Annotated in this window: 17 protein-coding genes and 1 tRNA gene; 13 read left to right on the plus strand and 5 right to left on the minus strand. The window is 51.6% G+C overall.

Features of this window, described 5'->3' with window-relative positions:
• Positions 1-378: 378 nt before the first annotated feature.
• The gene (locus KJS40_RS12455) at positions 379-2,982 is read right to left on the minus strand and encodes a TonB-dependent receptor (RefSeq protein ID WP_213538194.1); all 2,604 of its coding nucleotides are present in this window, start codon (positions 2,980-2,982) and stop codon (positions 379-381) included.
• Positions 2,983-3,753: 771 nt separating this feature from the next.
• On the opposite strand from KJS40_RS12455, the gene KJS40_RS12460 reads away from it, so the two are divergent.
• The 8 genes from KJS40_RS12460 to KJS40_RS12495 all read left to right on the plus strand — a co-directional run bounded on the left by KJS40_RS12460 (position 3,754) and on the right by KJS40_RS12495 (position 13,464).
• Entirely contained in the window at positions 3,754-4,527 is a 774-nt protein-coding gene (locus KJS40_RS12460; RefSeq protein ID WP_213538196.1) for a Kazal-type serine protease inhibitor domain protein, read from the plus strand.
• Positions 4,528-4,638: 111 nt separating this feature from the next.
• On the plus strand, positions 4,639-5,826 hold the full coding sequence (locus KJS40_RS12465) for a geranylgeranyl reductase family protein (protein ID WP_213538198.1): 1,188 nt from the start codon (positions 4,639-4,641) through the stop codon (positions 5,824-5,826).
• Between the two features lie 387 nt (positions 5,827-6,213).
• Entirely contained in the window at positions 6,214-7,710 is a 1,497-nt protein-coding gene (locus KJS40_RS12470; protein ID WP_213538200.1) for a porin, read from the plus strand.
• A 112-nt stretch (positions 7,711-7,822) separates the two neighbouring features.
• Positions 7,823-8,026: a hypothetical protein gene (locus tag KJS40_RS12475; RefSeq protein WP_213538202.1), complete on the plus strand. Its 204-nt coding sequence runs from the start codon at positions 7,823-7,825 to the stop codon at positions 8,024-8,026.
• Positions 8,027-8,681: 655 nt separating this feature from the next.
• Complete coding sequence (locus KJS40_RS12480; RefSeq protein ID WP_213538204.1) at positions 8,682-8,924, plus strand: hypothetical protein; 243 nt, start codon at positions 8,682-8,684, stop codon at positions 8,922-8,924.
• Between the two features lie 34 nt (positions 8,925-8,958).
• A complete protein-coding gene (locus tag KJS40_RS12485) occupies positions 8,959-10,071 on the plus strand; it encodes a sulfate ABC transporter substrate-binding protein (protein WP_213538207.1) in 1,113 nt (370 codons plus the stop codon).
• A gap of 506 nt (positions 10,072-10,577) precedes the next feature.
• Positions 10,578-11,819: an MFS transporter gene (locus KJS40_RS12490; protein ID WP_213538209.1), complete on the plus strand. Its 1,242-nt coding sequence runs from the start codon at positions 10,578-10,580 to the stop codon at positions 11,817-11,819.
• A 646-nt stretch (positions 11,820-12,465) separates the two neighbouring features.
• Positions 12,466-13,464, plus strand: coding sequence for a PstS family phosphate ABC transporter substrate-binding protein (locus tag KJS40_RS12495; protein ID WP_213538211.1), 999 nt, complete (start codon positions 12,466-12,468; stop codon positions 13,462-13,464).
• A gap of 226 nt (positions 13,465-13,690) precedes the next feature.
• Here KJS40_RS12495 and KJS40_RS12500 read toward each other — a convergent pair whose 3' ends face one another.
• A complete protein-coding gene (locus tag KJS40_RS12500) occupies positions 13,691-14,020 on the minus strand; it encodes a BON domain-containing protein (RefSeq protein WP_213538213.1) in 330 nt (109 codons plus the stop codon).
• A gap of 482 nt (positions 14,021-14,502) precedes the next feature.
• Between KJS40_RS12500 and KJS40_RS12505 the strand changes: the two genes are divergently transcribed.
• Complete coding sequence (locus tag KJS40_RS12505; RefSeq protein ID WP_213538215.1) at positions 14,503-15,825, plus strand: DUF4010 domain-containing protein; 1,323 nt, start codon at positions 14,503-14,505, stop codon at positions 15,823-15,825.
• Between the two features lie 255 nt (positions 15,826-16,080).
• On the opposite strand, the gene KJS40_RS12510 is transcribed toward KJS40_RS12505, so the two are convergent.
• Positions 16,081-16,156, minus strand: a tRNA-Met gene (locus KJS40_RS12510).
• 207 nt (positions 16,157-16,363) lie between these two features.
• On the opposite strand from KJS40_RS12510, the gene KJS40_RS12515 reads away from it, so the two are divergent.
• Positions 16,364-17,533 carry a UbiH/UbiF family hydroxylase gene (locus KJS40_RS12515; RefSeq protein WP_213538217.1) on the plus strand — a complete coding sequence of 390 codons (1,170 nt, stop codon included), beginning with the start codon at positions 16,364-16,366 and terminating at the stop codon, positions 17,531-17,533.
• A gap of 83 nt (positions 17,534-17,616) precedes the next feature.
• Complete coding sequence (locus KJS40_RS12520) at positions 17,617-18,330, plus strand: DsbC family protein (protein ID WP_213538219.1); 714 nt, start codon at positions 17,617-17,619, stop codon at positions 18,328-18,330.
• 34 nt (positions 18,331-18,364) lie between these two features.
• Here KJS40_RS12520 and KJS40_RS12525 read toward each other — a convergent pair whose 3' ends face one another.
• Positions 18,365-19,552 carry an MltA domain-containing protein gene (locus KJS40_RS12525; RefSeq protein ID WP_213538221.1) on the minus strand — a complete coding sequence of 396 codons (1,188 nt, stop codon included), beginning with the start codon at positions 19,550-19,552 and terminating at the stop codon, positions 18,365-18,367.
• A gap of 39 nt (positions 19,553-19,591) precedes the next feature.
• On the opposite strand from KJS40_RS12525, the gene KJS40_RS15505 reads away from it, so the two are divergent.
• Positions 19,592-19,726, plus strand: a complete 135-nt coding sequence (locus KJS40_RS15505; protein WP_256330133.1) for a hypothetical protein — start codon at positions 19,592-19,594, stop codon at positions 19,724-19,726.
• Positions 19,727-20,084: 358 nt separating this feature from the next.
• On the plus strand, positions 20,085-21,428 hold the full coding sequence (gene gdhA / locus KJS40_RS12530) for an NADP-specific glutamate dehydrogenase (protein ID WP_025040778.1): 1,344 nt from the start codon (positions 20,085-20,087) through the stop codon (positions 21,426-21,428).
• Between the two features lie 48 nt (positions 21,429-21,476).
• Here the strand turns inward: gdhA and KJS40_RS12535 are convergent, their stop codons facing one another.
• Entirely contained in the window at positions 21,477-22,841 is a 1,365-nt protein-coding gene (locus tag KJS40_RS12535; protein ID WP_213538223.1) for an NAD-dependent succinate-semialdehyde dehydrogenase, read from the minus strand.
• Between the last annotated feature and the right edge of the window lie 96 nt (positions 22,842-22,937).

Raw genomic sequence — 22,937 nt, forward strand, 5'->3', positions numbered from 1 at the left:
TGCCGTAGGCATAAATGTTCAGTACAAGCGAGCGTTCACCTATTCCGTCGCTGAAAGTTTGTTTTTGCCATATCTGCTTGATGTGCAGTGCTATCGTTCACTTGCCTGATCTCCCCGTCAGTTGTAGGTCGGGCTCCGCCCGACGATCGTAGAATGATGTCGGTCGGAGCCCGACCTACCGATAATTGTGTACGCCGCAGGCGGTAGAGAATTGTTGAACGCCAACAGGTGATAGACTCAATAGTGGGTACCGTCAGTGGTCAACAATACCATCTATGCAAATTGCAAGGGAAGCCGGGGGCTGGTTCTGGCAAAATGGGGGCTGACACTCAATTTCGCCTGAGCTACGAACCCAACAACTTTCAAATATTGCCGCTTCTAATAATTAAACTTTAGCTGGGCAAAGAAAGTTCGCTGAGGAAAAGGGTGAAAGATCCAGTACTTGTCGTTGTTGACGTTGTTGATGCCGCCAATAGCAGTCAACTGCTTGGTAATTTTGTACTTCGCGATTAAGTCGGCGACAACATAGCTCGTTATGCCTGTGTAGGCGAAACCATTCGTATCGCTGTTGTTCAGCTGGCCAAACTGGCCGCTGCTGTAGCGAACACTCACCGAAGCCGTCAGTTTCTCGTTTGCACGATAGGTGACTATCGCGTTGGCCCGCCATGTGGGAAGTCTTGGTTGACGTTTGCCGGTTGAGGGAACCGCGGCATTGGGGTTGGCTGCTGTTGGCCCTAATGCCGCAGCTGCCGCATCTGCATCGTGATTACTATTTATTCGGGAATCCACCCAGGTAAAATTACCGAGGATATCCAGGCCCTTTATACCCGCATCCGCTTTCTCCCCCGAAACTTCGATGCCATAAGTATCGATTTCGCCTACATTTGAAATAAAGGTTGCTTGAGAAGTGACGCCCGTGGCCGGGTTCGTTATCAGTCCCGTCTGGGAAAAAATGGCGTTTTTTATCCGCTCCTGGAACAAGCTGAGACGCAATCTGCCCTTGTCGGGAAAATATTCGGCGGAAAGTTCGGAAGAAAGGGCATCTTCAGGCTTGAGATTGGGGTTTCCATTGACCGATATTGCGTTGGCGCCGGCCCCCACCGTCGTGGTTTGAAATAACTCAGAGGCGGTTGCATAACGGTAAGCCTGACCGATAGCCGCGCCAATTTTCACCCGATCCATGGGGCTCCAGGTTAGCTTGCCCTTGGGCGAAAAATTGACGGCACTCTTATTAGCTTGATCGACCGTTCTGAGTTCAGTGTGAGCGGGGATGCCTCCGCTAGCGGGGATGTTTACAGTTGTCGCATTAAAACCGTCATATGCATGCCAGTTTTCCAGACGACCACCCACTGTAAAATTCCAGTCCTCATGAAAATCCCAGGCGTCCTGTATCCAGTAACCTTCGGTCTGCGTCTTTCCGGTCGAGTTTGAAAAGATACTTTGACCGTTGCCACTTTGCCAGTTGCTGGTATTGAACACTGGATTCTTGAGCGTATACAGGTCGTGGTGAAAGCCAAAGCTGATCTCATGGTAACCCAGCAGATCGACACTTGGCCGCCAGATGCCCTTGGCATCGACAGTATGCCAGCCAGATCCGGTCAAACTGGTGATTCTACCCGGCGCATTGCCGGCGAAGGCAAGGGTGGGGTCGACCGTTGGTGCGCGAACGGTATCCTTGCCTAGGTCAATCACGCTACCCACCAACTCCCAATCGAATTTTCCACCGGTATTGGACCGGAGATTCATGCCGTGCGACCAGGTTGTCTGATCGGTCTGATTGGCCGCAAAGGTGGGGCTATTCAGAGTGGACAAATTATATCGATTGCCGCCGATATTGACGAAGCCACTTTGCACCGGATTCCCCGCTGCATCCCTCAGGTAGCTTTGCGTACTCGAGCTGGCGTTGTTCTGCCACATGCCCAAGGTATAGGCGATCTTTATGGTCGGGGTAATATCGTAGGCCCATTTCCACTTGAAGTTATCCTGTACCGTGTGATTGATGTTTCCCGCACCCAGCGTCTGGTTGGGGGCATTTGTAGCGTTTGCACCCGCGAATGCCCCTGTCACCACCGTATCCCCGCTGTTGGCCGCAGTGGTCGAGTTAAGCGCTGTCGCAAACGTTATTGGCTGGCTATGGGCATCAAGATGGCTGTAGTCGAACCGGAATGACAAATCGTTATAGCGATGGCCGATATTTCCGGAGTACCGCTGGGTGTCGTAAGTTTCTTTTGTGCCATAGAGATTGAAAGTCTGCCAAGAAGATTGCGCATCGGCGCCCACTTCAAATTTATCCGGCATTCGCGTGGTGATGTTAATCACCCCACCTATTGAATTGCCGGCATAGGCTGCCGAAAACGGGCCGTACATAATATCGATGCGTTCGATTTCAGCGGGCGATACGGTATTCCAGCGAGGCGAACCCGTGTTTGAGTTGTTATTGCCGAGCAAGGAAGACAGCAAGATACCATCCGCATAAATCAGATTACGTGCGCTGGCGGATGTGCCCGAGGTGCGCATCCCCACGGGTGCGTTGGTGTCACCGATATAGCGACTGCGTACTTGAATGGATGGCATGTATTTAATGGCATCCTCTGTAGCCATGAGATTGACCGTACTGTCCAGTTTTTCCCTGGCCATGCTCTCTGTGGTCTGGGGTAGCCTGTATCTTTCCTTTTCGGTTTGCTTTGAGATCGGCTTCACTTTTCCTCCGATTGTCATTTCCGGCAACTTAACCGCGGGCTCGTCAGTCGGCGCCTGTTTTTCGGCGACTCCGGCAGGCGTTTGTGCTATCTCCGTTCCAGCGGAACGTGCTGGCATAGGGGTCATAGGGGTGACAGCAAGGGGCTTTTTAATTGGCGCCAATTCAGCCTCGACCTCATCTTTTGCCTGCGACCCGTGCTCATCGGTTGCCCAGACAGAAGATACGCAGAGCAAACTTGCCAAGGCAAACGGCATCGATTTCAGCTTTATATTTGGTTTCATATTTCCTCACCTGCTTTTCTTATTACTGAAAAACCGCTGTTTATCTATGCTGTGCCAAAAGTGTTTTTAAAAGATTCCCGCCAGTGCATTGATTCGGCTTGATGTAGTTCAAAAAACCGGGGGTTTCCACTCCGGTTTTTCGCAACTGGATTGTGATCAGTGAGCGCAGGCCGAGGAATGGCAAAATAAATACGCAGACTGATCAAGAATCCAGAGTCCCCACCTCAGCAATCGGAACGCGAGAATAATCTATTTCAGTCAGCGCAGGAATGCGGCAAATTGTCGCACCATATAAAACAGTGTTTTATTGATCAGGAAGTTACAGCTGCATAGTTCTTTCATGGTTGCCGCCGAATGAGCTGTCACGATTTGCTGATGACTGCGATCGAGAGAATTATCTTTCCCCCATTCCGTTGGATCTGCGGCGCCCGTTTTGGGGGCGCCGGGGAGATAGGAAGATCCAGGGATAGTTTGGATATTTGCACCTGGGTATCTATTCATACTATTCGCCATACTGGGGCGTCGACGCCCCAGGAAAACCGGTAAGGCTGAAATCAGGGAATTTGCAAATAGACTTGACTGTAAAACAAATACTGCTATGAATATATTGAAGGTTTGCAGCGCAACTCGTTTTTATTTTCAGATGATGAAGATGCTTACAGAGGCCTATTAATGATGTCGCGACAACCGGCCGAGCGCTGATTTTGAAATTAATGGATTAATCGTTCGGACCAACTTGTATCCAAATCTAAAACAACAGGAGTCACTATCATGAAACAACTACGCGTGATGGGTATCTTTTCCGCATTGATGGGAATATTGGCTGCGTTTGGCCCTATTGAGGCTATTACCGTATCCCAGGCGGAACCGATCAAACCTTCTAAGATAATCAAGACGGAATATCAATATGCCGCGAAGGTCGCTTGTTCGCTGCTGCTACCGCACCAGGACGGCTCATTGGCGCGCGGCACCTATCGAACGGCGGTCAACATACACAATCCCACCAATAAAGAAGTTACCGTCGCCGCCAAGGTGGCGCTTGCGACACAGTTCGGCTCCGAGCCAGGACCATTCGGCGTAACGCCGTTCAAGGAAGCCGTTCTCCAGCCAGACGGGGCAGTCGGCGTGAACTGCTTTGATATCGCGGGTTACTTTTGCCCCATCGACGGTGTTTGCGTGGATTTTGCATTCCTGGAAGGATTTCTGGTGATAAAAAGCCCAGTGCCCCTGGACGTGGTTGGGGTTTATACCGCCCGGCATACAGATGGAGAAGTGGAATCCATCGATGTAGAAGCGGTGGAACCTCGGCAGATTCGTGAAACGGTCAAGATTGGTGCGACGGAGCCAACCAAGCCGGGTGGCGGGAAACGCGTCGATTATCCGCCCAAGGGGAGCTCCGCGTACGGTGAGAAAGAACCGAAGCAAATGTGTGGAGGAATTGCAGGATTTCCATGCCCTGACGGCAAGAAGTGCGTGGATGACCCTTCCGACAATTGCGATCCCGCCCGTGGTGGTGCCGACTGCAGCGGTATTTGCGTGAAATAGCCGCGCTCGATTTAAAAAGAGTTTGTTTTAAAGCGGCGCGACGCTCGAACTGGGTCTTGTTGATGGAGGCTGTCACGTGGCAACGGCGTTCCGGACATCTGAGATGATCCAATGCGATACGTCTATGACGTCATTATCATCGGCGCGGGGCCCGCAGGTTGTGCGGCCGCGCGCACTTTAGCCAACGCTGGCTTTTCTGTTGGCCTGTTTGACAAGGCGATCTTCCCGCGTGACAAAACGTGTGGAGACGCCTTGATTCCTGATGCGCATCAGGCGCTGAAAAAACTCGACCTGATGGAGCGCGTTACCAAGATCTCCTGCCCTGCCAAAGGGATGCGTCTGATTGGTTTCGATGGCAGCAACGTTTTGATCCGAGCGAATAGCGCTTGTGTACCGCGCCTGAAATTGGATGCGTTATTGCTGGACAGCGCCATGGAAGCCGGCAGCGAGTTTTTACCTGGCCACGAGTTCGTCGGCATTCCTGATGAGGATGAGAGCAATTATCGGATTGAGTTCCATACGAGTGCTAATTTTATCTCTGCGCAGGCGCATTGGATATTGCTGGCAACCGGTGCTGATGCCGTGCCAATCGAGCGGGCTGGTTTATTGCTTCGAGCTGAATGCCGAAGTTTTGCGGCTCGCCAGTATGTGCGTAACGAGCGTGTGGCAAAAGATTTTAACGAATTGGCATTTGTCTTTGATCACTCGGCGAAAGGCGGCTATGGCTGGATTTTTCCGGGGCCTGACGCCATATTCAACATCGGCATCGGATTCTTTGGTTCTGCGCATAAGTACTGCAACCCTCGTCGCAGCTTCGAGCGATTTATTGCCAAATTACCACTTGCCCAAGACTTGATGCGAGATGGCAAGATCATCAGCCCTCTCAAAGGCGCACCACTTCGCACCGGCTTGTCCGGTACGCGCTTTGCCCGCGGCGGCTTGCTGGGCATAGGCGAATGCATCGGCTCAACTTTTCCGCTTACTGGCGAGGGAATTGGCAAAGCAATGGAAACGGGCATTCTTGCGGCGGAGTCGATTATGACCCAATACGATCTAGGTCGCGCCGCTGTAGCCCAAGCCTATACCCGAAGTATAAACGCCCTCCAGCCAAAGTTTGAAGTCTACCGTAAAGCAGAATTTTTATTTAACTGGCCGTTCCTGACCAGCCAACTGGTGAGGCATGCCGCCAGAAGCGAATATACCCGCCGTAAAGTGGAAGGGATGTTTAATGAAACAGATGATCCCAGATTTTTGTTAACACTTTCGGGATGGATGAGGATCTTATTTGCTAATCGTTGATGAGCCATGTCTCAAATACCACTCTATTACTAGGCTACTAGAGCCAAACCGCCCGTAACTGTTTAACTGGATCATGTTGACAAACAGTAGCAGGGCAACCCTTGGGACAAGTTGTTCCTTCAACTCCTTTCTTAAAATTCTGTAAGTAGCGCTGCCCCTTCGTGCCGCAAAGGTAAAGCTCAACCTGTCATCCATGGTTGGGATGGCAGCCATGATAGAGAGTCATCCCGCACTCGGATCGAGTCATCATCGTTCAACTGCCCTTGTTATTGTCATAGAACTGTCACCAAAGGTTAATAAGGAAGTCATCTCTTTTCCCTATTCTTGTCGCGGTTTTTAGCGATAAACATAACCATAACCAAAACATCACAACTGGGGGCATTAGCTTTGAAATTTTCGAAACTTATATTGGCAGCGGCAGCTGTGTTGGGAGCAAGCACATCATCAGGGGCTTTTGCGATTGACCTTTATATTGATACCAAAACCAAGCAGATATATGGAGAGCCCGGATCTGACCGGCAACCTATAGGTAATTTTGAGAGAGTCGAACGTGCTCCATCGAACAATGCAACGCCGGCACCGGAAGCAGAGAGAACCCAACAGCCAATAACCGGTGACAGAAGTGCGAGATTAAAAGAAAAAGCAGAGCGGGCACAACTCGTCAGCAAGGTTGAATCCATCGAGGAACGTATCAAGGAAAGCGAAAAGCAACTCAAACTGGATAAAAACGGCTTGCAATTCGAAACAGCAGACAAGAACTTCAAGTTCAAGATCGGGGGCCGGATCCACACGGATTACACGCATAGCGGTAATGATAATTTTTTTAGAGGCGGCGCTCCTGTTCAAGCCAATGATGGCACAGAGCTGCGCCGGGGACGCCTGGAGTTTGCGGGTACTTTCTTTAAAGATTGGGATTTCAAGAGCCAGATCGACTTCGCTGATAATAGTGTCGGCGTTAAAGACATGTTTATCTCATATAGAGGGGGCTTCGCGAAGGTCAACGTCGGCCAGCAGAAGCAGCCTTTCAGTCGTGAGTTACAAGAAAGCTCCAACGATCTCATATTTATGGAAAGATCATTAATGAATGTGCTTAACGCACCGCTCGTCGATCGCGCTATCGGTCTAAATGTGTCAAAAAGTGATAAAAACTGGACTGGGCAGGTTGGACTTTATGGCGAGTCAATCGACCCGAATACCACAAGCCTGGATGAAAGCTGGGGAACCAATTCGCGTGTCACTTTTGCACCCATTAACGAAAAGACAAAGGTTGTCCATTTAGGTGTGGCAGGAAACTATCGCAAACCGAGCGGGAGCGGCCAGGTATTTGGTGGCTCTAATGGCGTGAGATTCAGGCATGAAACGTCACATATGACTGACCTGTTTCCGATCGATTCCGGCAGGATAGGAGATATCGAGGACATCAAGATGCTTGGCCTGGAGGCCAGCGGCGTATATGGCCCGTTCAGCGCGGGAGGCGAGTATACCCATAGCTGGATTGGCCGTAAAAATGGTCTGGATTCGTTAAGCTTTCATGGTTGGTACGGAGAAGCCGCATGGACGCTCACCGGGGAATCGCGCAACTACAAAGAAGGAAAGTTTCACAGAGTGGAGCCAGCCCGGGACTTCAGCTTTTCCAAGGGGGGATGGGGTGCATGGGAGTTGGCAGCACGTGTCGCCGGAGTAGATATGAACGATGGCGCCTTCAGGGGAGGGGAGATGAAAAACTTTACCGGCGCCCTGAACTGGTACGTGAACAACAACGTTCGATTCATGTTTAACTATGACAAAATCCTTGAAATCAAGGATTCGCCGCTAGTGACGGCGAGCGGTGGTAAGCCGTATAACCTGAACACTTTCATGTTCCGTAGTCAAATAGCCTTCTAATGCCGATTCACCTGAGGATATGCGTGAAATCACGGATCAGCGACGGTAAATCTGTAATGAAGGATAGCTCGATTGACGCTGAAGTATGTTTTCTGATCACGGAAGAAATGTTATGAAGAAACGAAGATACATTGATCTGTACGGTTATACATTGGATGAGTTCGATCGCTGGCTGGAAAGAGGTATTAACAAGGAGCTGCGCTCTACCGGAAAATCCAGGTCGGAGCTAGACGTGCACGCTATCTTTGCAGCTTATGAAGGTGAAACTCGCAAACTTTCTCGCCGCAGACTCCGCGAAATGCGCATTACTGCCTGATCTCTGACTTCTCAAACCACATTTGAATAAATTCGCTTGCCTGGTTTTGAGCTGTTTGATCCATTGTGTTTAAAAGGGGCAGGTCAAGGCGGCATCGCTTGACCTGCCCCTTTGCGATCCTCCGGTCCGAATTGACGAGGCCGCTAATTGGGCTAAATTAACAGCGTGGCCCGAAACGGGCGAAGCTGTTAATAGTCGTTCCTCAGAGCAAAAGCATTACATAATCCAGAACGAAACAACAGTCGACGAACTCTGCTCTGCAAAGCCAGATCCTGATCCCGGGTGCTCACCTGGGCCTATCCAATTTTTATTTTCAACTTCTTTCCAAAACTCAAATTGGCTTCAGCTTTTCGAAGAGTTAATTTCAAGCGATAGTTTCAGGAGATGTTTTCAGCCAGAAATGGATCTAGCCGATCCATTTTTCACGCTCTCCGAAAACGGTCACTTTATGAAGATATGCAACAAGGGGAAAAGACAGCAAGTACGTCTGTACAACGGTCATATATTACTTGACCTTTGTTCTCTGCTTCTTGTTGTCCTCTTGCATATCTCCCCTCTTGTGAGTAGTCCCCCCAAGCCGTGGATAGTCCCTTAAAGATGCTGTAACAAACCCACGATAAGATGCGCAAACCGAATCTTATTACAAGAGTGAACCATGTTTGAATACGCAGTATATGTACGGACTGAAGAGGGTTATATCAAGCGGATGGATAATGTTATTTCCCATCTGCCTTACGATCCGCAAGGACCCTATGGTTCTTTATCCCCCTATGTGCACGAAGAAGAGCTTGTCGGCTTTCCTGAATCAGTAGTGCTCTGGAAAAATAGTACAGGGCCCAGCGTCGGAATAGCCCCCACTAACACTGATGGCAACTCCCCCACCTTATTGGTTGCTTAGAGCAAAGCTGCTGAGCAACTGGAGAAAATGAAAAATGACTCTCAATACTTCGCATTTTGCCGTTGGTACATTTATAGCGCTGGTGAGCCTGGGCGCTGCCTACGCCACCCTGAATAATTTTCCCGGTCGTCCTGCATCCGGCGCCGTGGGGCGGTTACATGAAGATTTGAATGTTGCATTTGCCTCTCACTGGAAAACCCGGACGGGTCTGGATATCGAGGTCGAGCAGGCGCGGAGCAAGTCGGGGAAGCCGGTGCATATTACGGTCGATGGACTTGAGGTTCCGGCCCTTGCGCTGTCCTACGATGTAGACAAGCTGGATGATAAGGAACGACTTGTTGCACCCGGCCCCCGCAAGCTTTTAGCGCAGGATTTTCGAACCGGCTCTTATCCTTCAGCCTATACTTCAACCATCGTGTTTCTCGTACGGAAAGGCAACCCAAAGAAACTGCAGGACTGGAGCGATCTGGTGCGCCCTGATATAAAAGTGGTTAACCCGAACCCAAAGCGCTCTGAAAGCGGCCGATGGAATTATCTGGCGGCCTGGGGATATGCAATGAGGCAATCAGGCGGCAGTGAACAAACCGCCCGTGAGTTTGTCAGCCAATTGCTTGCCAACGCCAAGGCGGTGGATTACAAGGATGAAAAGCCGGAAAGCTCAACTACTGCCTTTGTCCTGCTCAACATAGGCGATGTACTCCTCACCTGGGAAAATGAAGCGCACCGGATCGTTCAGAATAACGGAAACGATAAGTTTGAAATCGTTACCCCGTCTATATCAATAGTGGCTGAACCCGTTATCAGCGTAGTGGACGCGGTTGGGAACGGGAAAGGCGCACACGGTTTGGCTTCATACATCGAATATCTATATACACCTCAGGCACAGCATATCGCCGCCAAGCACTATTACCGTCCCCGCGATCCGTCCGTGGCCGCCAGGTACGAGGACCGGTTTCCCCGCCTTGAGCTGTTTACCGTTGACGAGGTGTCCGGCGGTTGGCAGAAAGCCCAGAAAATACATTTTGCCAGGGGCGGTGTTTTTGACCAGATCACCGGTGATGTTTCGGATTCTGTCGCCGTGAAGGACGCTATCGATACCGCTTTACGGATAAGCACGATGGATAATTTACTCGCCCTCCAAAATTAAAGGTTTCAAGCGACCCAAGCGCAGTTACGGGCGCAGATCCCTCCTGACTTAGACAAAGAGGAACCGAAACCAGTAATTTCCCATATGCGAAACGTCTGCCGCAATACTGATCAGCGCAGGAAACCCAAGCCGCGACAAAGCTTTGGTAGTTATCAACAGACCTGTCCACGCTAATTGAGGACTTAATCAGCGGGAATTCGGCGATCCTCAACCACATAAGCATCAGGTCGAGCGCCAGCGGATAGCGAAGGTGCCACCTCATTGTAAGGAGCGGTCCACATCAGGTCAGGCTTCGGTGTACCTCCAGCCGAATACATCTATTCAGAGATCATGTTATCGCATGCACTAAAGGGGTTTTGCACGCATAGCTGCTGAGTATCAGCATCAGCTGGAAAGAACCGTTAAAAAAGGAAAAGGCGTTTGATGCACAAAGGTAGCACCGAATAATCTCGAGTGACAAAATCGGCATTAAGTTATAGATAGATTGCAGATGGAGGATCAAATCAGTGAAAGCGGGCGTAGGGCGCAGGACATTTACCCGTTTGCTCATGCCTGCGGGGGTAGCTGAAACTGCTTTCCCATTACTGGCAGCCCGCGCGTTGCGAGCCTTTGGCGATGGCTATGTTGCCGTGCTTTTGCCCGCTTATCTGCTGGCATTGGGATTTGATCAACTGGACGTAGGCTTTTTAAATACAGCAACGTTAGCCGGATCAGCTTTGGCGATGCTGGGGCTCGGTGCGATTGGCTACAGATGGACAACTCGTAGGCTGCTGCTGTTCGCTGCCTTGTTAATGGCAATTACCGGCTTTAGCTTCGCGAGCGTTTCATCGTTTTGGCCACTATTTGTTGTCGCATTCATTGGAACCCTTAATCCGGGTTCGGCCGATGTAAGCGTATTTTTGCCGCTGGAGCATGCCCGTTTGGCGCAGGCAGCTAACGGAAACGCAAGAACCACGCTGTTCGCTCGTTATTCGCTAATTGGCTCACTGAGCGCCGCTGTTGGCGCCTTAGCCGCCGGCATCCCATCCTGGCTCGTGCCATGGTCGGGTCTTTCCTTAATTGATGGCCTGCGCGCAATGTTCGTGCTGTACGGTCTACTCGGCGGATCAGTCTGGCTGCTCTATCGAACTCTGCCGGCGATCGAGATCCAGACTGCCCCGCTACAACAGCCGCTGGGGCCATCACGCAGCATTGTGTTCAAGCTTGCCATGTTATTCAGCATTGATGCGTTTGCTGGGGGATTGTTGGGAAACTCCCTGCTGACGCTTTGGCTCTTTGCGCGGTTTGGACTGTCGCTCGGACAGGCTGGAACATTCTTCTTCTGTGCAGGGCTGTTGTCGGCCGGGTCCCAGCTTGCTGCACCGTTCGTCGCGCGCAGGATCGGGCTGCTCAACACGATGGTCTTTACTCACATCCCTGCTAACGTGTGCCTCATTTTTGCTGCAATTGCCCCAAATCTCGAGGTCGCACTCGTTCTGCTGCTCGTACGGAGTGCATTATCGCAGATGGATGTACCGACACGTACTGCCTATGTAATGGCTGTTGTCACCCCGGCAGAGCGCACTGCCGCTGCAAGCTTCACCGCGGTATCCCGCAGCCTTGCTTCGATCGCGAGCCCAACCTTGACCGGCGCTTTGCTGGCCAGCGGGCTGCTGAGTGCACCTTTGATTGCTTGTGGAGCTTTGAAGATCGCCTATGATCTGGCCTTGCTGATATCCTTTAGGCGCCTGGATGTTCCGCTGGATTGAGAATAGAAAAATTGGTCTTGGATCGCGTAAGGGCAAGTCTGTCCTGCAATTCAGGGATAGAAACAAAACCATCAAGTTACCAAAACCCATCATCACGTTTCATTGCCCATACATCTTCCGGTCGTGCCGGCTTGAACTCTCCTGTGATTGCCTCCATCACTCCCCCTCTCGTTTATAGCCAATCCGCAGCGTCATAAAACAGACACAAAGCCGAAATGATATCGACATGACTGGGCAGTATTCTCCCAATCGTCTTCCTTAAAGAAGACAAGAATAATCAGATGAAAATATCAGGTTTGCGTTAAACCCGGATAATCCATCAGGACGCGAGATGATGGCGAGGCAGGTTGCGAGACAGTTTTGCCGGTTGAGAGAAGTCCATAGCCTGGTCTATGGACGACGAGCAAGCGGCAAAAATGGCCGCAAACTAACCGTCAGCACTCGCGTAGGCTCGCGGAGCCGCCTAATGAATTATCTGGGTTTAATGCCCTCTATTTTCGTAATTGTCCAAAAGCACCAAGGCAAAAATACTGATACCAATAAATTAATGCAGGGCGCTGACCTAGTTACTGACGAGGCTTGAGTTAATAGCCAGAGCAGGGATGTCACTGGAAAGCGGCTCCTGATCCATCTTGCGGAGAACGAAATGCTGAAATTCCTGGGTATTGAGATAGTAGTAGTGGTATTGGGTGCGCTGCTTGGAGGTGTCAGCGTTGTGAATGCTGAGCCAATTGTAAAAATCGATGGTTCGAGCACTGTTTATCCCATTACCGAAGCAGTGGCGGAAGATTTTCAAATAGCCAAGAACGGTGCCGTTAAAGTCACAGTTGGTATTTCAGGCACTGGCGGCGGCTTCAAGAAATTTTGCCGTGGTGAAATAGATATCGCCAACGCTTCGCGCCCCATCTCTAAAAAAGAAATGGACAATTGTAAAGCTGCCGGGGTGCAATACGTTGAAATGCCAGTGGCGTATGATGCATTGACGGTTGTGGTGAATCCAAGAAATGATTGGGTTAAGGATATTACCGTTGCAGAATTAAAAAAGATCTGGGAGCCCGGCGCCCAGGGGAAAATAACCAGGTGGAATCAAGTAAACCCGGCATGGCCTGATGATCCGATGAACCTTTACGGTCCAGGAGCGGACTCTGGCACTTTTGACTACTTTACGGAAGCAATCGTCGGAAAAGCCAAATCGAGCCGGGGTGATTTCACTGCTTCCGAAGACGACAACGTACTGGTGCAGGGAGTGGCGAGCAATAAAAACGGGCTGGGATTTTTTGGCTTCGCTTACTACTTCGAAAATCAGAAAAAGGTTAAAGCGCTCGCTGTTGATGGAGGCAAAGGCGGCATTATCCCATCCATTAAAACGGTGGAGGATGGAAGCTACCAGCCATTATCACGCCCGATTTTTATTTACGTGAATATCAAGGCGGCAGAAAAACCCGGAGTGAAGGAATTTGTTGAGTTCTATATGAAAAAAGGATCGACTCTGGTAAGCGAAGTTAAATATTTTCCGCTGCCAGCTCAAGCTTACACCACTAATCTGGAGCACCTGAACAAGAAGAAGCTTGGCACGGTATTTAACGGCCAATCGGAAGTGGGGCTCAAGATCGATGAATTGCTCAAGCGTGAGGCCAGCCTATAATAAGACGAAAAAGATGAGGTGGCAGATTGCCAATAACCACTGCCATTTAAACCTTTAAATCTCTGGGGGAGAATAGTGCAGACTTGGAATTGTTGGTAGTTGGTTAAGTACGAGCGGTCAAGCAGGTGGGCTAGGCCGTTCTCCCTCAACTCCTGACAAAAAAAATTGGCCGGGGGTTACCCGGCCGTTGTATTCCTGGTGGCGTTAGGGCGCGAGCAGACCTGGCCTAATGCTCTTTCTTGATCTTTATGTGATTTATGACCTTCGTAACACCATCGACAGAATGCGCGATCGAATGCGCTTTATCGATTTCAGCTTGACTTCTGGCTGTGCCGCTCATCACCACTACGCCATTCTTATCTGTATCTATCATGATATGCATCGCGCTGACACCCTTTTCGGCAGCCAACCTGGCCTTGATCTTGCTGGTGATTACCGAATCCTTGACAAATTCGCCCACACTTGAATCCGAGTCGTGACTTGCGGAAAAGCTCGCAACAGGCGCCAGCAACGCGCCGATCATAAACATACCCATCAAAAGTTTAATTGTTTTCATCGTGTTATCCTTCGAAATTAAATAGGAATACAGAATGTCATTTCCCTCGCGCTCGGTCTGTACGGTGCCGTACACTGGTCATCCGCGGTAGCGCTCTATCTGGCGCTATTCAACTTCAATTGGATACGAAACAAGTATATGCCGTGAAATAAATTAACGAATCAGGATAAAAAGCTCTTCATACAGCGAAAGAAGATGAGGCATCATTGCCGAAGGCCAAGCAGAGAAACTGATCGAGATATGAAACTTGGATAGCGACTTGAATATTTGGTTACGCACTGGCGTAACGTGCGTAATGGCAGGCGCCCCCATTAATGGAGCAAACACCAGCTTCCCTGCATGCATATGCGGACTTCTGACAAAAGTCAGAAATTTGGCACAAGTTGAAATTGATTACAGAGAAATATGTTTAATATACCCAATGAGTTACTATGCATCTAAACTCAAATCTCCAGACAATGGCATCCTGAGATAAAGAATTGATGGCTGAGTCCTTTCCTGCTTTGCCGACCGCAGATTGGCCATATCTGCAGATCCTGGTTCGTCTAGCGCTGAGCCTGTCTCTGGGGTTGCTGATTGGGCTGGAACGCGAACGACGCGGCAAGGAAGCGGGATTACGCACGTTCGGTTTCATCTGTCTTCTCGGTGCGCTCGGCGGTGCGCTCGGTACTGCGTTTTCGCTGCTCATCCTCGCACTTGTCGGCATGCTGACGGTGTTGCTGAATGTGCAGGCATTACGGGTTGCTCAGGGAACAGAGCTGACGACGTCGGCGGCGATGCTGGTAACCTGCATGGCAGGCATTCTGTGCGGGCAGGGGCATACAATTTTGCCGGCGGCAGTGATGGTGATCGCAACTGCGTTACTCGCCTGGAAAGAAGGGCTTGCGGGCTTTTCCATGGGGTTGACGGAAAGCGAGTTGCGCTCGGCGCTTCTGCTGGCTATTCTGGCGATCGTAATCTACCCGGCGTTGCCAGTGGGTACCGTCGGCCCATGGAATCTGATTGAACCTCGAGCGGCCTGGGTGACAGTGATCCTGATCGCTGGCATTGGCTTCGTGAATTACATTCTGTGGAAGCTCTATGGTGCCCGTGGCGTGGTGTTTTTGGGCTTTTTGGGCGGTCTGGTTAACAGCAATTTCACAGTGATCGAGTTATCTTCGCGCGTGCAGCCGTCGTCGAGTGCGTTCGTCGAGTCGGCGTACAGGGGCATTTTGCTTGCCACCACCGCGATGGTCATGCGCAACGCGTGCTTGCTGCTAATCCTTGCGCCACTGGCCCTTGTGGGTTCACTCGCTGCATTCGTGCTGATGCTACTCACAAGCACGGCTCTGGTGTTATGGAGCTATCGCAGACGTGATCGACCATCGGGGGAGGAGGTGCCGCAAATGAAACTTGAGCTGCCATTCTCGCTGCCGCTGGCGCTGAAATACGGTGCCGTATTTCTGCTGCTTCATATCGTCGGGGCAGTGACCCAGCGCCAATTCGGCGACATGGGGTTCTACTTCGTCAGCATCATCGGCGGCCTGATGTCCAGCGCGAGCGCGGTAGCCGCTGCGGCTACGCTGGCCTCGCAAGGCAGCATATCGCCGACCGTTGCGGGCACCGGCGCCGTTCTTGCATCCTTCACGAGCATCGCGTTCAGTCTATCGTTCGTCCTACGCAAACACAACCGCGCTTTAATTGGTCGGCTGGCCTCCGCAATGGTATGTGTGGCTGTCGCGGGGATTATCGGCATGCTGGTCTGGGATATCGTTCATCCCTTCATGTTGCATTGGATTCCGCAACTCGGGGGGAAGGCAGGATAGGCAGGGAGCCGTAATTCTCGGTGGTGGTTGCGCCGGCAGTTTGAGACGCAACTGGTCAAGTAGCAGGCGTTGTTCCGGTTCCTGAAACGGCATGCAGCAATATGCGGTATACAGAACAGCACGCAATGCCTTTATTTCAGAGAGGCTTGCTGCACAGTCTTCGTTTGGGCATAGCACTGGGCGAATCGGATTCTATGCTAAGATTACCTTGAATAGTCCACATCGCATGGATGTTATTTATGAAGAATGTTTTTTTGGTAGCGAATCCCAGATTCGAACTGGGGACCAACGGATTATGATTCCGCTGCTCTAACCACTGAGCTAATTCGCCACGTATAAGCCGAAGAGGTCGAATTTTGCCTTCAGCAGGGGACTCTGTCAAGATTAACAAGAATTTCCCGTTGCTATCTACATGATCTTGCAGGAAGAAAAAAGATGGCTTTAGCTGAACTTCATAATACACTCCGGCATGACATTCAGCGTCCGGTGATATCCCAACCTCATCCCGCCCCAGCCAAAGCGCCTGTATAATGCCTTCATGAAATTCGACGTCATTATTGTCGGCGGCGGCCTGGTTGGAGCAAGCCTGGCGCTTGCTCTCAAAGACAGCGGTCTTAAAATAGCATTGGTGGAGTCGCGCCCACCCCTTCCACTACCCGTCGATGACAGTTGGGACAGCAGGATCTATGCCATCAGCCCGGGCAGCACTGCCTTCCTGCAGAACCTGGAGATCTGGCAAACACTCGACAAATCCAGGATGAGCCCGGTATACAACATGGCCGTGTTTGGCGATGATAGCGCCGCACGTATCGATTTCAGCGCCTATGATATCGGATTCCCGGAGCTCGCTTTCATCCTGGAGAACCGGCAGCTTCAGGCTGCGGTATGGGAGGCGCTCAAGCGCCGAAAAAAACATCTCAAGATTTTCTGCCCCGCGCAGTGTACCTCGATAACATGGGCGGACTCCCATGCCGATCTGCACCTCGCCGATGGCAATGTGTTGCAAGGGTCGCTGATCGTCGGCGCGGATGGCCTGAATTCCTGGGTGCGCGAGCAGGCGGAAATCACGGTGGCGCGGCATTCCTACCAGCAGACAGGCGTAGTGGCCAATTTCAGCGCCGAGCGGCATCACAATAATGTCGCTCACCAGTGGTTCCGGCGAGACGGGGTATTGGCACTGCTGCCATTGCCCGACAACCTGGTATCCATGGTGTGGTCGGCCAAGGAAGAGCTGGCGCACAAGTTACTGGGTCTACCTGAGGCGAAACTGTGCCAACACGTCGCTGAGGCTTCGTGCCACACCCTGGGCGAGCTGCAACTCGTCACACGGCCTGCTGCTTTTCCGCTGAATTTCGTACACGTGAACAAACTGGTGCAGCCGCGTCTTGCGCTTATTGGTGATGCCGCGCACGGTATTCACCCACTTGCCGGGCAAGGTGTCAATCTTGGCTTGCGCGATGCGCATGAGCTGGCCTCTACCCTCATGTCGCGAGGCTTGCAACCGGATTGCGGGGATTACCGTTTGCTGCGCCGTTATGAGCGGGCACGCAAGGAAGATATTCTGGCCATGGAACTGGTTACCGATGGGCTGCAGAAGTTATTCAGCAATCCTAACCCGACACTGGTTCGCTTGCGTAATTTAGGGCTGGGAATCACCAACCGCCTACCGCTCATAAAAGACCGGCTGATGCAGCATGCATTGAGCTGACGCCGAGCCATGGATTGATCGGCTCATATACCGTTAAGCTAACAACCAGGCACTAAAAACCACATAAATGGAGCAATCGGGTCATGCGCATAAATCTTGTTTTCTCTTCGCTGCTGTTGTGCTTCCTTTTCGGTACGGCCTTTGCTGATGAGGCGTCTTTGAAAAAAGCGATCCAGGCAAATTTCCCGGGGGAGAAAATCGAAAGCCTGAAGAAAACTCCCTACCTCGGGCTATACGAAGTCGTGGTGGGGGGAGAATTGTTTTATACCGATGAAAAAGCGTCCTATCTTTTTTTCGGCCATGTCGTTGATCCGCAAACGAAGCAGAGCTTGACCAGCGATCGCTTGCAGCAGATCAAGGATGCACGGCGAATAAGTGTTGACTCTCTCCCATTGGAGTATGCAATTAAAGCAGTCAAGGGGAATGGAAAGCGCAAGCTCGTGGTTTTTTCCGACCCGAATTGCCCCTACTGCAAGCGTCTGGAAAAAGAACTGGCCAACGTTAACGATGTGACTGTCTATACGTTGCTTTACCCGGTGCTTAACGGCTCGGCCCCTACCGCTACTTCAATATGGTGTTCACCCGACCGGCTCAAGGCTTGGGAAGATTTCATGCTTAAAGGCATTGCGCCAACCGGAAAAGACTGCGAGACGCCGATTGACAAGCTTCTTCAGGCAGGCCAGAAAAACGGCATAAGCGGTACCCCGACGCTGATTTTTGCGGATGGCTCGATCGCGCCAGGTTTGATGGCTGCTGAAGCCATAGAAAAGAAACTGGGTGCATCATCCGCAAAATGACAGGCATGAGATTGTAGCGCTGGCCCGAACAAGCTCAATTCCTTCTGATCTGAGCTTCCGGCACATAGCCGGTGGGCATTAAAACCCACATCTTGCCTGCCTGTTTCATCTTGCCAGCCTGTTCCGCTGCCTCGATTCCAAAACCCCAGAAGAAATCGGCGCGGACATTGCCCTTGATGGCCCCGCCTGTGTCCTGCGCCACCATGAGCCGATAAAGCTGCTTATCCGTATTAGGCCAGGTCGTGGCGAGAAAAACCGGTGCACCCTGAGGCACGGCGCGAGGGTCGACAGCAAGGCTTCTGCCCGCCGTCAGCGGTACACCGAGCGAGCCTAGCGGTCCCGGCACGGCGGTTGGCACCTCGCGGAAGAAAACAAAGCTCGAGTTCTGCCGTAACAATTCGCCCAGCTTATGGGGATTTCTCTGGCCCCAAGCCCTGATTCCTTGCATCGAAGCTTTTTCTAAGGGCAATTCGCCGCGCTCCACCAGCAATTTCCCGATGGATTTATAGGGATGCCCGTTTTGTTCGGAATAGCCTACGCGCACGACTTCACCATTCTCGAGTTGCACCCGGCCCGAACCCTGTATCTGCAGGAAAAACAGGTCGATCTCATCATCCACCCACAGCAGTTCCCTTCCCTGTAGCGGCGCAGGATTACTCGCAATGTCAGACCGGCTATAATACGGTATGATTTTGCGGCCTTGCAGCCGCCCTCTCAGCCGCATATTTTTGAGTTCCGGATAGACTTCACTCAAGTCGACCACCAGAAGCTCATCCGGCGTGCTGTATAGCGGATAGCGGTAACGCTTCGATTGCTTGCGGCTACCTTTTAACAGCGGTTCATAGTAACCAGTGATGAGGCCATTGTCGCTACCGTCGGAATTCAGCACCTGATGTGGCACAAAACGGCTTTCGAAGAACTTTCGCAGTATTGCGCTATTCTGTCCACGCATGGCGGCAGCCTGAATGCAGGTTTCGCCCCACAGTGGCTGATTTTTCAGAACAGCGCAGCTTCGGAGGAAGGCATCCCATGCGGGCAAAATATCGTCCTCCGCCCAGCCCGTCAGGGCGTTCCAGTCGGTTGGCTTAAGCATGGGTACCAACGAGGTTGGCGCAGCCGGCGTTTCGATAGCGACCGGTGGAGTCGGCGTCGTGGAGACGATGGTACATGCGTTGAGCAAGAGTAACGCGGCAACGGCAAGCAAGGCCGATTGGTCTTTCATCAGATTATGGGTTAGAGTTGCGTATGATAAATATACATCATGCTTGATCCTATGTGGATATTACTGCTGGAAGCGGGTGTCGCTCTATCGTTATTTATTCTTGTCGTCTGGTGGACAGCCAAGCCGCGCAAGAAAGATGACGAGGACGACCAAAATGACGGAAAAAACGAATAAGACGCTGCAAGCGGTGACAGGCGGTTGCCTGGATAGGCGCATCCGCGCTATCCGGCAGAGATTGGTGACGGAAAATCAGAAAATTCCGTAACAGTCTCCGCAATCATTCCTAACCCGGATGTTTCATAAATTCGCGTGATGATTGCGCAGGATTTTGTTTTGTAGGGAGATTTCGTGAAGAGTGGCGTAGTTATTCATACGCCCGACTGAACGAAATTTTCATACGAAACAAAAAACCAGCAAGGGCGCGCGTCAATTTATGAAACATCTGGGTTAAATATAAATATAATGCGGGTCCGCCAGTTATTTGGCAGAATACTCACCTTATGAGTATGGTTTTGTTATGCTGGGGAGCAAAATGAGATACCAAAGTTTTCAGGAGTTCTGCGCTTACATAGCCGAGCGGAACCCGGGCCAACCCGAATATCTGCAAGCGGTTGCAGAAGTCATCGAGAGTCTCTGGCCCTTTATCACGGAAAACCCTCGCTATGGCGAGCACGGTATTCTCGATCGTCTGATAGAAGCGGAGCGGGTAATTATTTTCCGGGTAGCCTGGGTAGACGATAAAGGCGAGGTGAATGTCAATCGTGGCTACCGGATCCAGCACAGTTCCTCCATTGGGCCTTACAAGGGCGGCACTCGTTTTCATCCCTCGGTGAATCTTTCCATCCTTAAATTCCTCGCGTTCGAGCAAACTCTCAAAAATGCGCTCACTACGCTGCCCATGGGTGGCGGCAAAGGGGGCGCGGACTTCAATCCCAAGGGCCGGAGCCCGGGAGAGATAATGCGTTTCTGTCAGGCTTATATGAGCGAATTGTTCCGCCATATCGGTTCTGATATCGATGTGCCGGCTGGCGATATCGGCGTCGGCGGGCGAGAGGTTGGCTTCATGGCGGGCATGATGAAAAAGCTCTCCAACCGTGCGGACTGCGTTTTTACCGGCAAGGGGCTGAGTTTTGGCGGATCACTGATTCGTCCGGAAGCCACCGGTTACGGCACGGTGTATTTCGCCGAGGAAATGCTCAAGCAATCCGGCCGTGCGCTGGAAGGGATGCGAGTTTCCGTCTCGGGCTCGGGGAATGTTGCGCAATATGCCGTTGAAAAAGCGATGGCGCTCGGCGCCAAGGTAATAACCATGTCCGACTCCAGCGGGACTGTGGTGGATGAAGAGGGCTTCACTCCTGAAAAGCTGGCTGAGTTGATGGAGTGCAAAAACTTGCGCTATGCTCGAATCAGCAGCTATGCGGAATGCACGAAAGCCAATTTTATTCCCGGCATGCGTCCCTGGCATATTCCGGTCGACGTCGCCTTGCCGTGCGCCACCCAGAACGAGCTAAGTGATGAGGATGCGGCAAACCTGATCAACAACGGCGTAATATGTGTCGCTGAAGGCGCCAATATGCCTTCCACGGCGGAGGCGGTGAAGCGCTTCGAACGCAGCGGTGTTCTTTTCGCACCGGGTAAGGCGAGTAATGCGGGAGGCGTGGCCACCTCCGGTCTTGAAATGAGCCAGAATGCCATGCGCCTCTCATGGCCCCGGGAAGAGGTGGATGCCAGGTTGCTCGAGATCATGCAGGCTATCCATCGATCCTGTCTGCAATACGGTCAACGCAAGGACGGCACCGTCAGTTATGTCAACGGCGCCAATGTGGCGGGCTTCGTAAAAGTAGCGGATGCGATGATTGGTCAGGGCGTGATCTGATCACTGCGGTGATGTCACCTGCTGTCAACATCTTCCGCCTCATCTGGCTTATCTGACCCACACAGTCTTTATGTTAACGAATTCGCGGATGCCATGATACGATAATTCCCTGCCAAACCCGGAAGCCTTGGTACCCCCAAAAGGCAGGCGCGGGTCGGATCTGACCATGCCATTAATGAAACTGCAGCCAGCCTGGATTTGCCTTACAAGCCGTTCGGCTTTTTCCGTGTCGCGGCTCCAGATGCTTGAACCCAGGCCGAAGCGGGTATCGTTGGCAATGCGAATAGCCTCTTCTTCATTTGCTGCCCGTATCACGGCGGCCACAGGACCGAATAGCTCTTCATGATATGCCCGGGTTTTTGCCGTTACCCGATCCAATATCGATGGCGGGTAGAACGCACCCTCTCCTCGCATGGGTTCACAGCCGATAATCGCTTCTGCGCCTTGTCCGATCGAATCAACGACCTGCCGATGTAAATCTTTCCGCAGATCAAACCGTGCCATCGGACCGATCTGGGTTGTTTCATTTATGGGATCACCTATTTTCAAATCTTTTGTTTTTTTTATAAAGAGAGATACAAACTCATCGGCAACGTCCGCTACCGGAATGATGCGCTTTGCAGCTATGCATGACTGTCCACAGTTCTGAAACCGCGATTTCACCGCGAAGGTGGCAGCAAGTTCGAGATCAGCATCTTTCAGCACGATGAATGCATCCGATCCGCCCAGTTCCAGGACGCATTTTTTCAAGTGCCGGCCGGCATGGGAAGCTACTTCACGCCCAGCGGACTCTGAACCCGTGAGTGTCACCGCATGGACGTGATGGCTGGCAATAACCCCGGCCACGTCGGCAGACTCGATCATGAGTGTCGCAAATAGATGCGGGGGAAATCCTGCATCGCGGAACAATTGCTCTAGCGCCAATGCGCATTGAGGGACGTTAGAAGCATGCTTCAGAATACAGGCGTTGCCGGCCATTAACGTGGGAGCGGCAAAACGAATCACCTGGAAAAATGGAAAATTCCATGGCATCACACCCAGTACGACGCCTGCCGGTTCGTAGGAAACATAACTCTTGCTCGCATTGGTCTGAACCATTTCCGCCTGCACGAAATGCTCGGCGTGCACTGCGTAATAATCACAGACAAGCGCGCATTTTTTTACCTCCGCATTACCCTCGCGCACCGGCTTTCCCATTTCAACGGCCATTAGCGCGGCATATTCGTCAATTCGTTCGTGCAGCAGCTTGACAGCATTGTGCATGCGTTCGGCTCGATCGGGGAGCGTCATTTGCGCCCAGGTTCGCTGCGCATTCCAGGTTTTTTCCAAAGCCGCCGCGAGGTGATTGCTATCCCAACTGGTATAGGTTTTTAGCGTTTCATTGGTGGTGGGGTTCAGGCTGATATATGGCATGATGTGCTATTCTTCAAGCGGAGCAGTACCCTATCCGAACGGGAGACAAATGCGTATTGCGTAAGCCGGTAATTTCATCCAGTTTTTCAGCTTGAT

Origin of the sequence: Nitrosospira sp. NRS527, from assembly GCF_018406445.1 — a bacterium.
Classification (GTDB): Bacteria; Pseudomonadota; Gammaproteobacteria; order Burkholderiales; family Nitrosomonadaceae; genus Nitrosospira; species Nitrosospira briensis.

Excerpts from the sequence above, each read along its gene's own strand:
- KJS40_RS12455 (WP_213538194.1), bottom strand. The coding sequence starts at position 2,982 with ATGAAACCAAATATAAAGCTGAAATCGATGCCGTTTGCCTTGGCAAGT.
- KJS40_RS12460 (WP_213538196.1), top strand. The coding sequence starts at position 3,754 with ATGAAACAACTACGCGTGATGGGTATCTTTTCCGCATTGATGGGAATA.
- KJS40_RS12465 (WP_213538198.1), top strand. The coding sequence starts at position 4,639 with ATGCGATACGTCTATGACGTCATTATCATCGGCGCGGGGCCCGCAGGT.
- KJS40_RS12475 (WP_213538202.1), top strand. The coding sequence starts at position 7,823 with ATGAAGAAACGAAGATACATTGATCTGTACGGTTATACATTGGATGAG.
- KJS40_RS12480 (WP_213538204.1), top strand. The coding sequence starts at position 8,682 with ATGTTTGAATACGCAGTATATGTACGGACTGAAGAGGGTTATATCAAG.
- KJS40_RS12485 (WP_213538207.1), top strand. The coding sequence starts at position 8,959 with ATGACTCTCAATACTTCGCATTTTGCCGTTGGTACATTTATAGCGCTG.
- KJS40_RS12495 (WP_213538211.1), top strand. The coding sequence starts at position 12,466 with ATGCTGAAATTCCTGGGTATTGAGATAGTAGTAGTGGTATTGGGTGCG.
- KJS40_RS12500 (WP_213538213.1), bottom strand. The coding sequence starts at position 14,020 with ATGAAAACAATTAAACTTTTGATGGGTATGTTTATGATCGGCGCGTTG.
- KJS40_RS12505 (WP_213538215.1), top strand. The coding sequence starts at position 14,503 with ATGGCTGAGTCCTTTCCTGCTTTGCCGACCGCAGATTGGCCATATCTG.
- KJS40_RS12515 (WP_213538217.1), top strand. The coding sequence starts at position 16,364 with ATGAAATTCGACGTCATTATTGTCGGCGGCGGCCTGGTTGGAGCAAGC.
- KJS40_RS12520 (WP_213538219.1), top strand. The coding sequence starts at position 17,617 with ATGCGCATAAATCTTGTTTTCTCTTCGCTGCTGTTGTGCTTCCTTTTC.
- KJS40_RS12525 (WP_213538221.1), bottom strand. The coding sequence starts at position 19,552 with ATGAAAGACCAATCGGCCTTGCTTGCCGTTGCCGCGTTACTCTTGCTC.
- KJS40_RS15505 (WP_256330133.1), top strand. The coding sequence starts at position 19,592 with ATGCTTGATCCTATGTGGATATTACTGCTGGAAGCGGGTGTCGCTCTA.
- gdhA (WP_025040778.1), top strand. The coding sequence starts at position 20,085 with ATGAGATACCAAAGTTTTCAGGAGTTCTGCGCTTACATAGCCGAGCGG.
- KJS40_RS12535 (WP_213538223.1), bottom strand. The coding sequence starts at position 22,841 with ATGCCATATATCAGCCTGAACCCCACCACCAATGAAACGCTAAAAACC.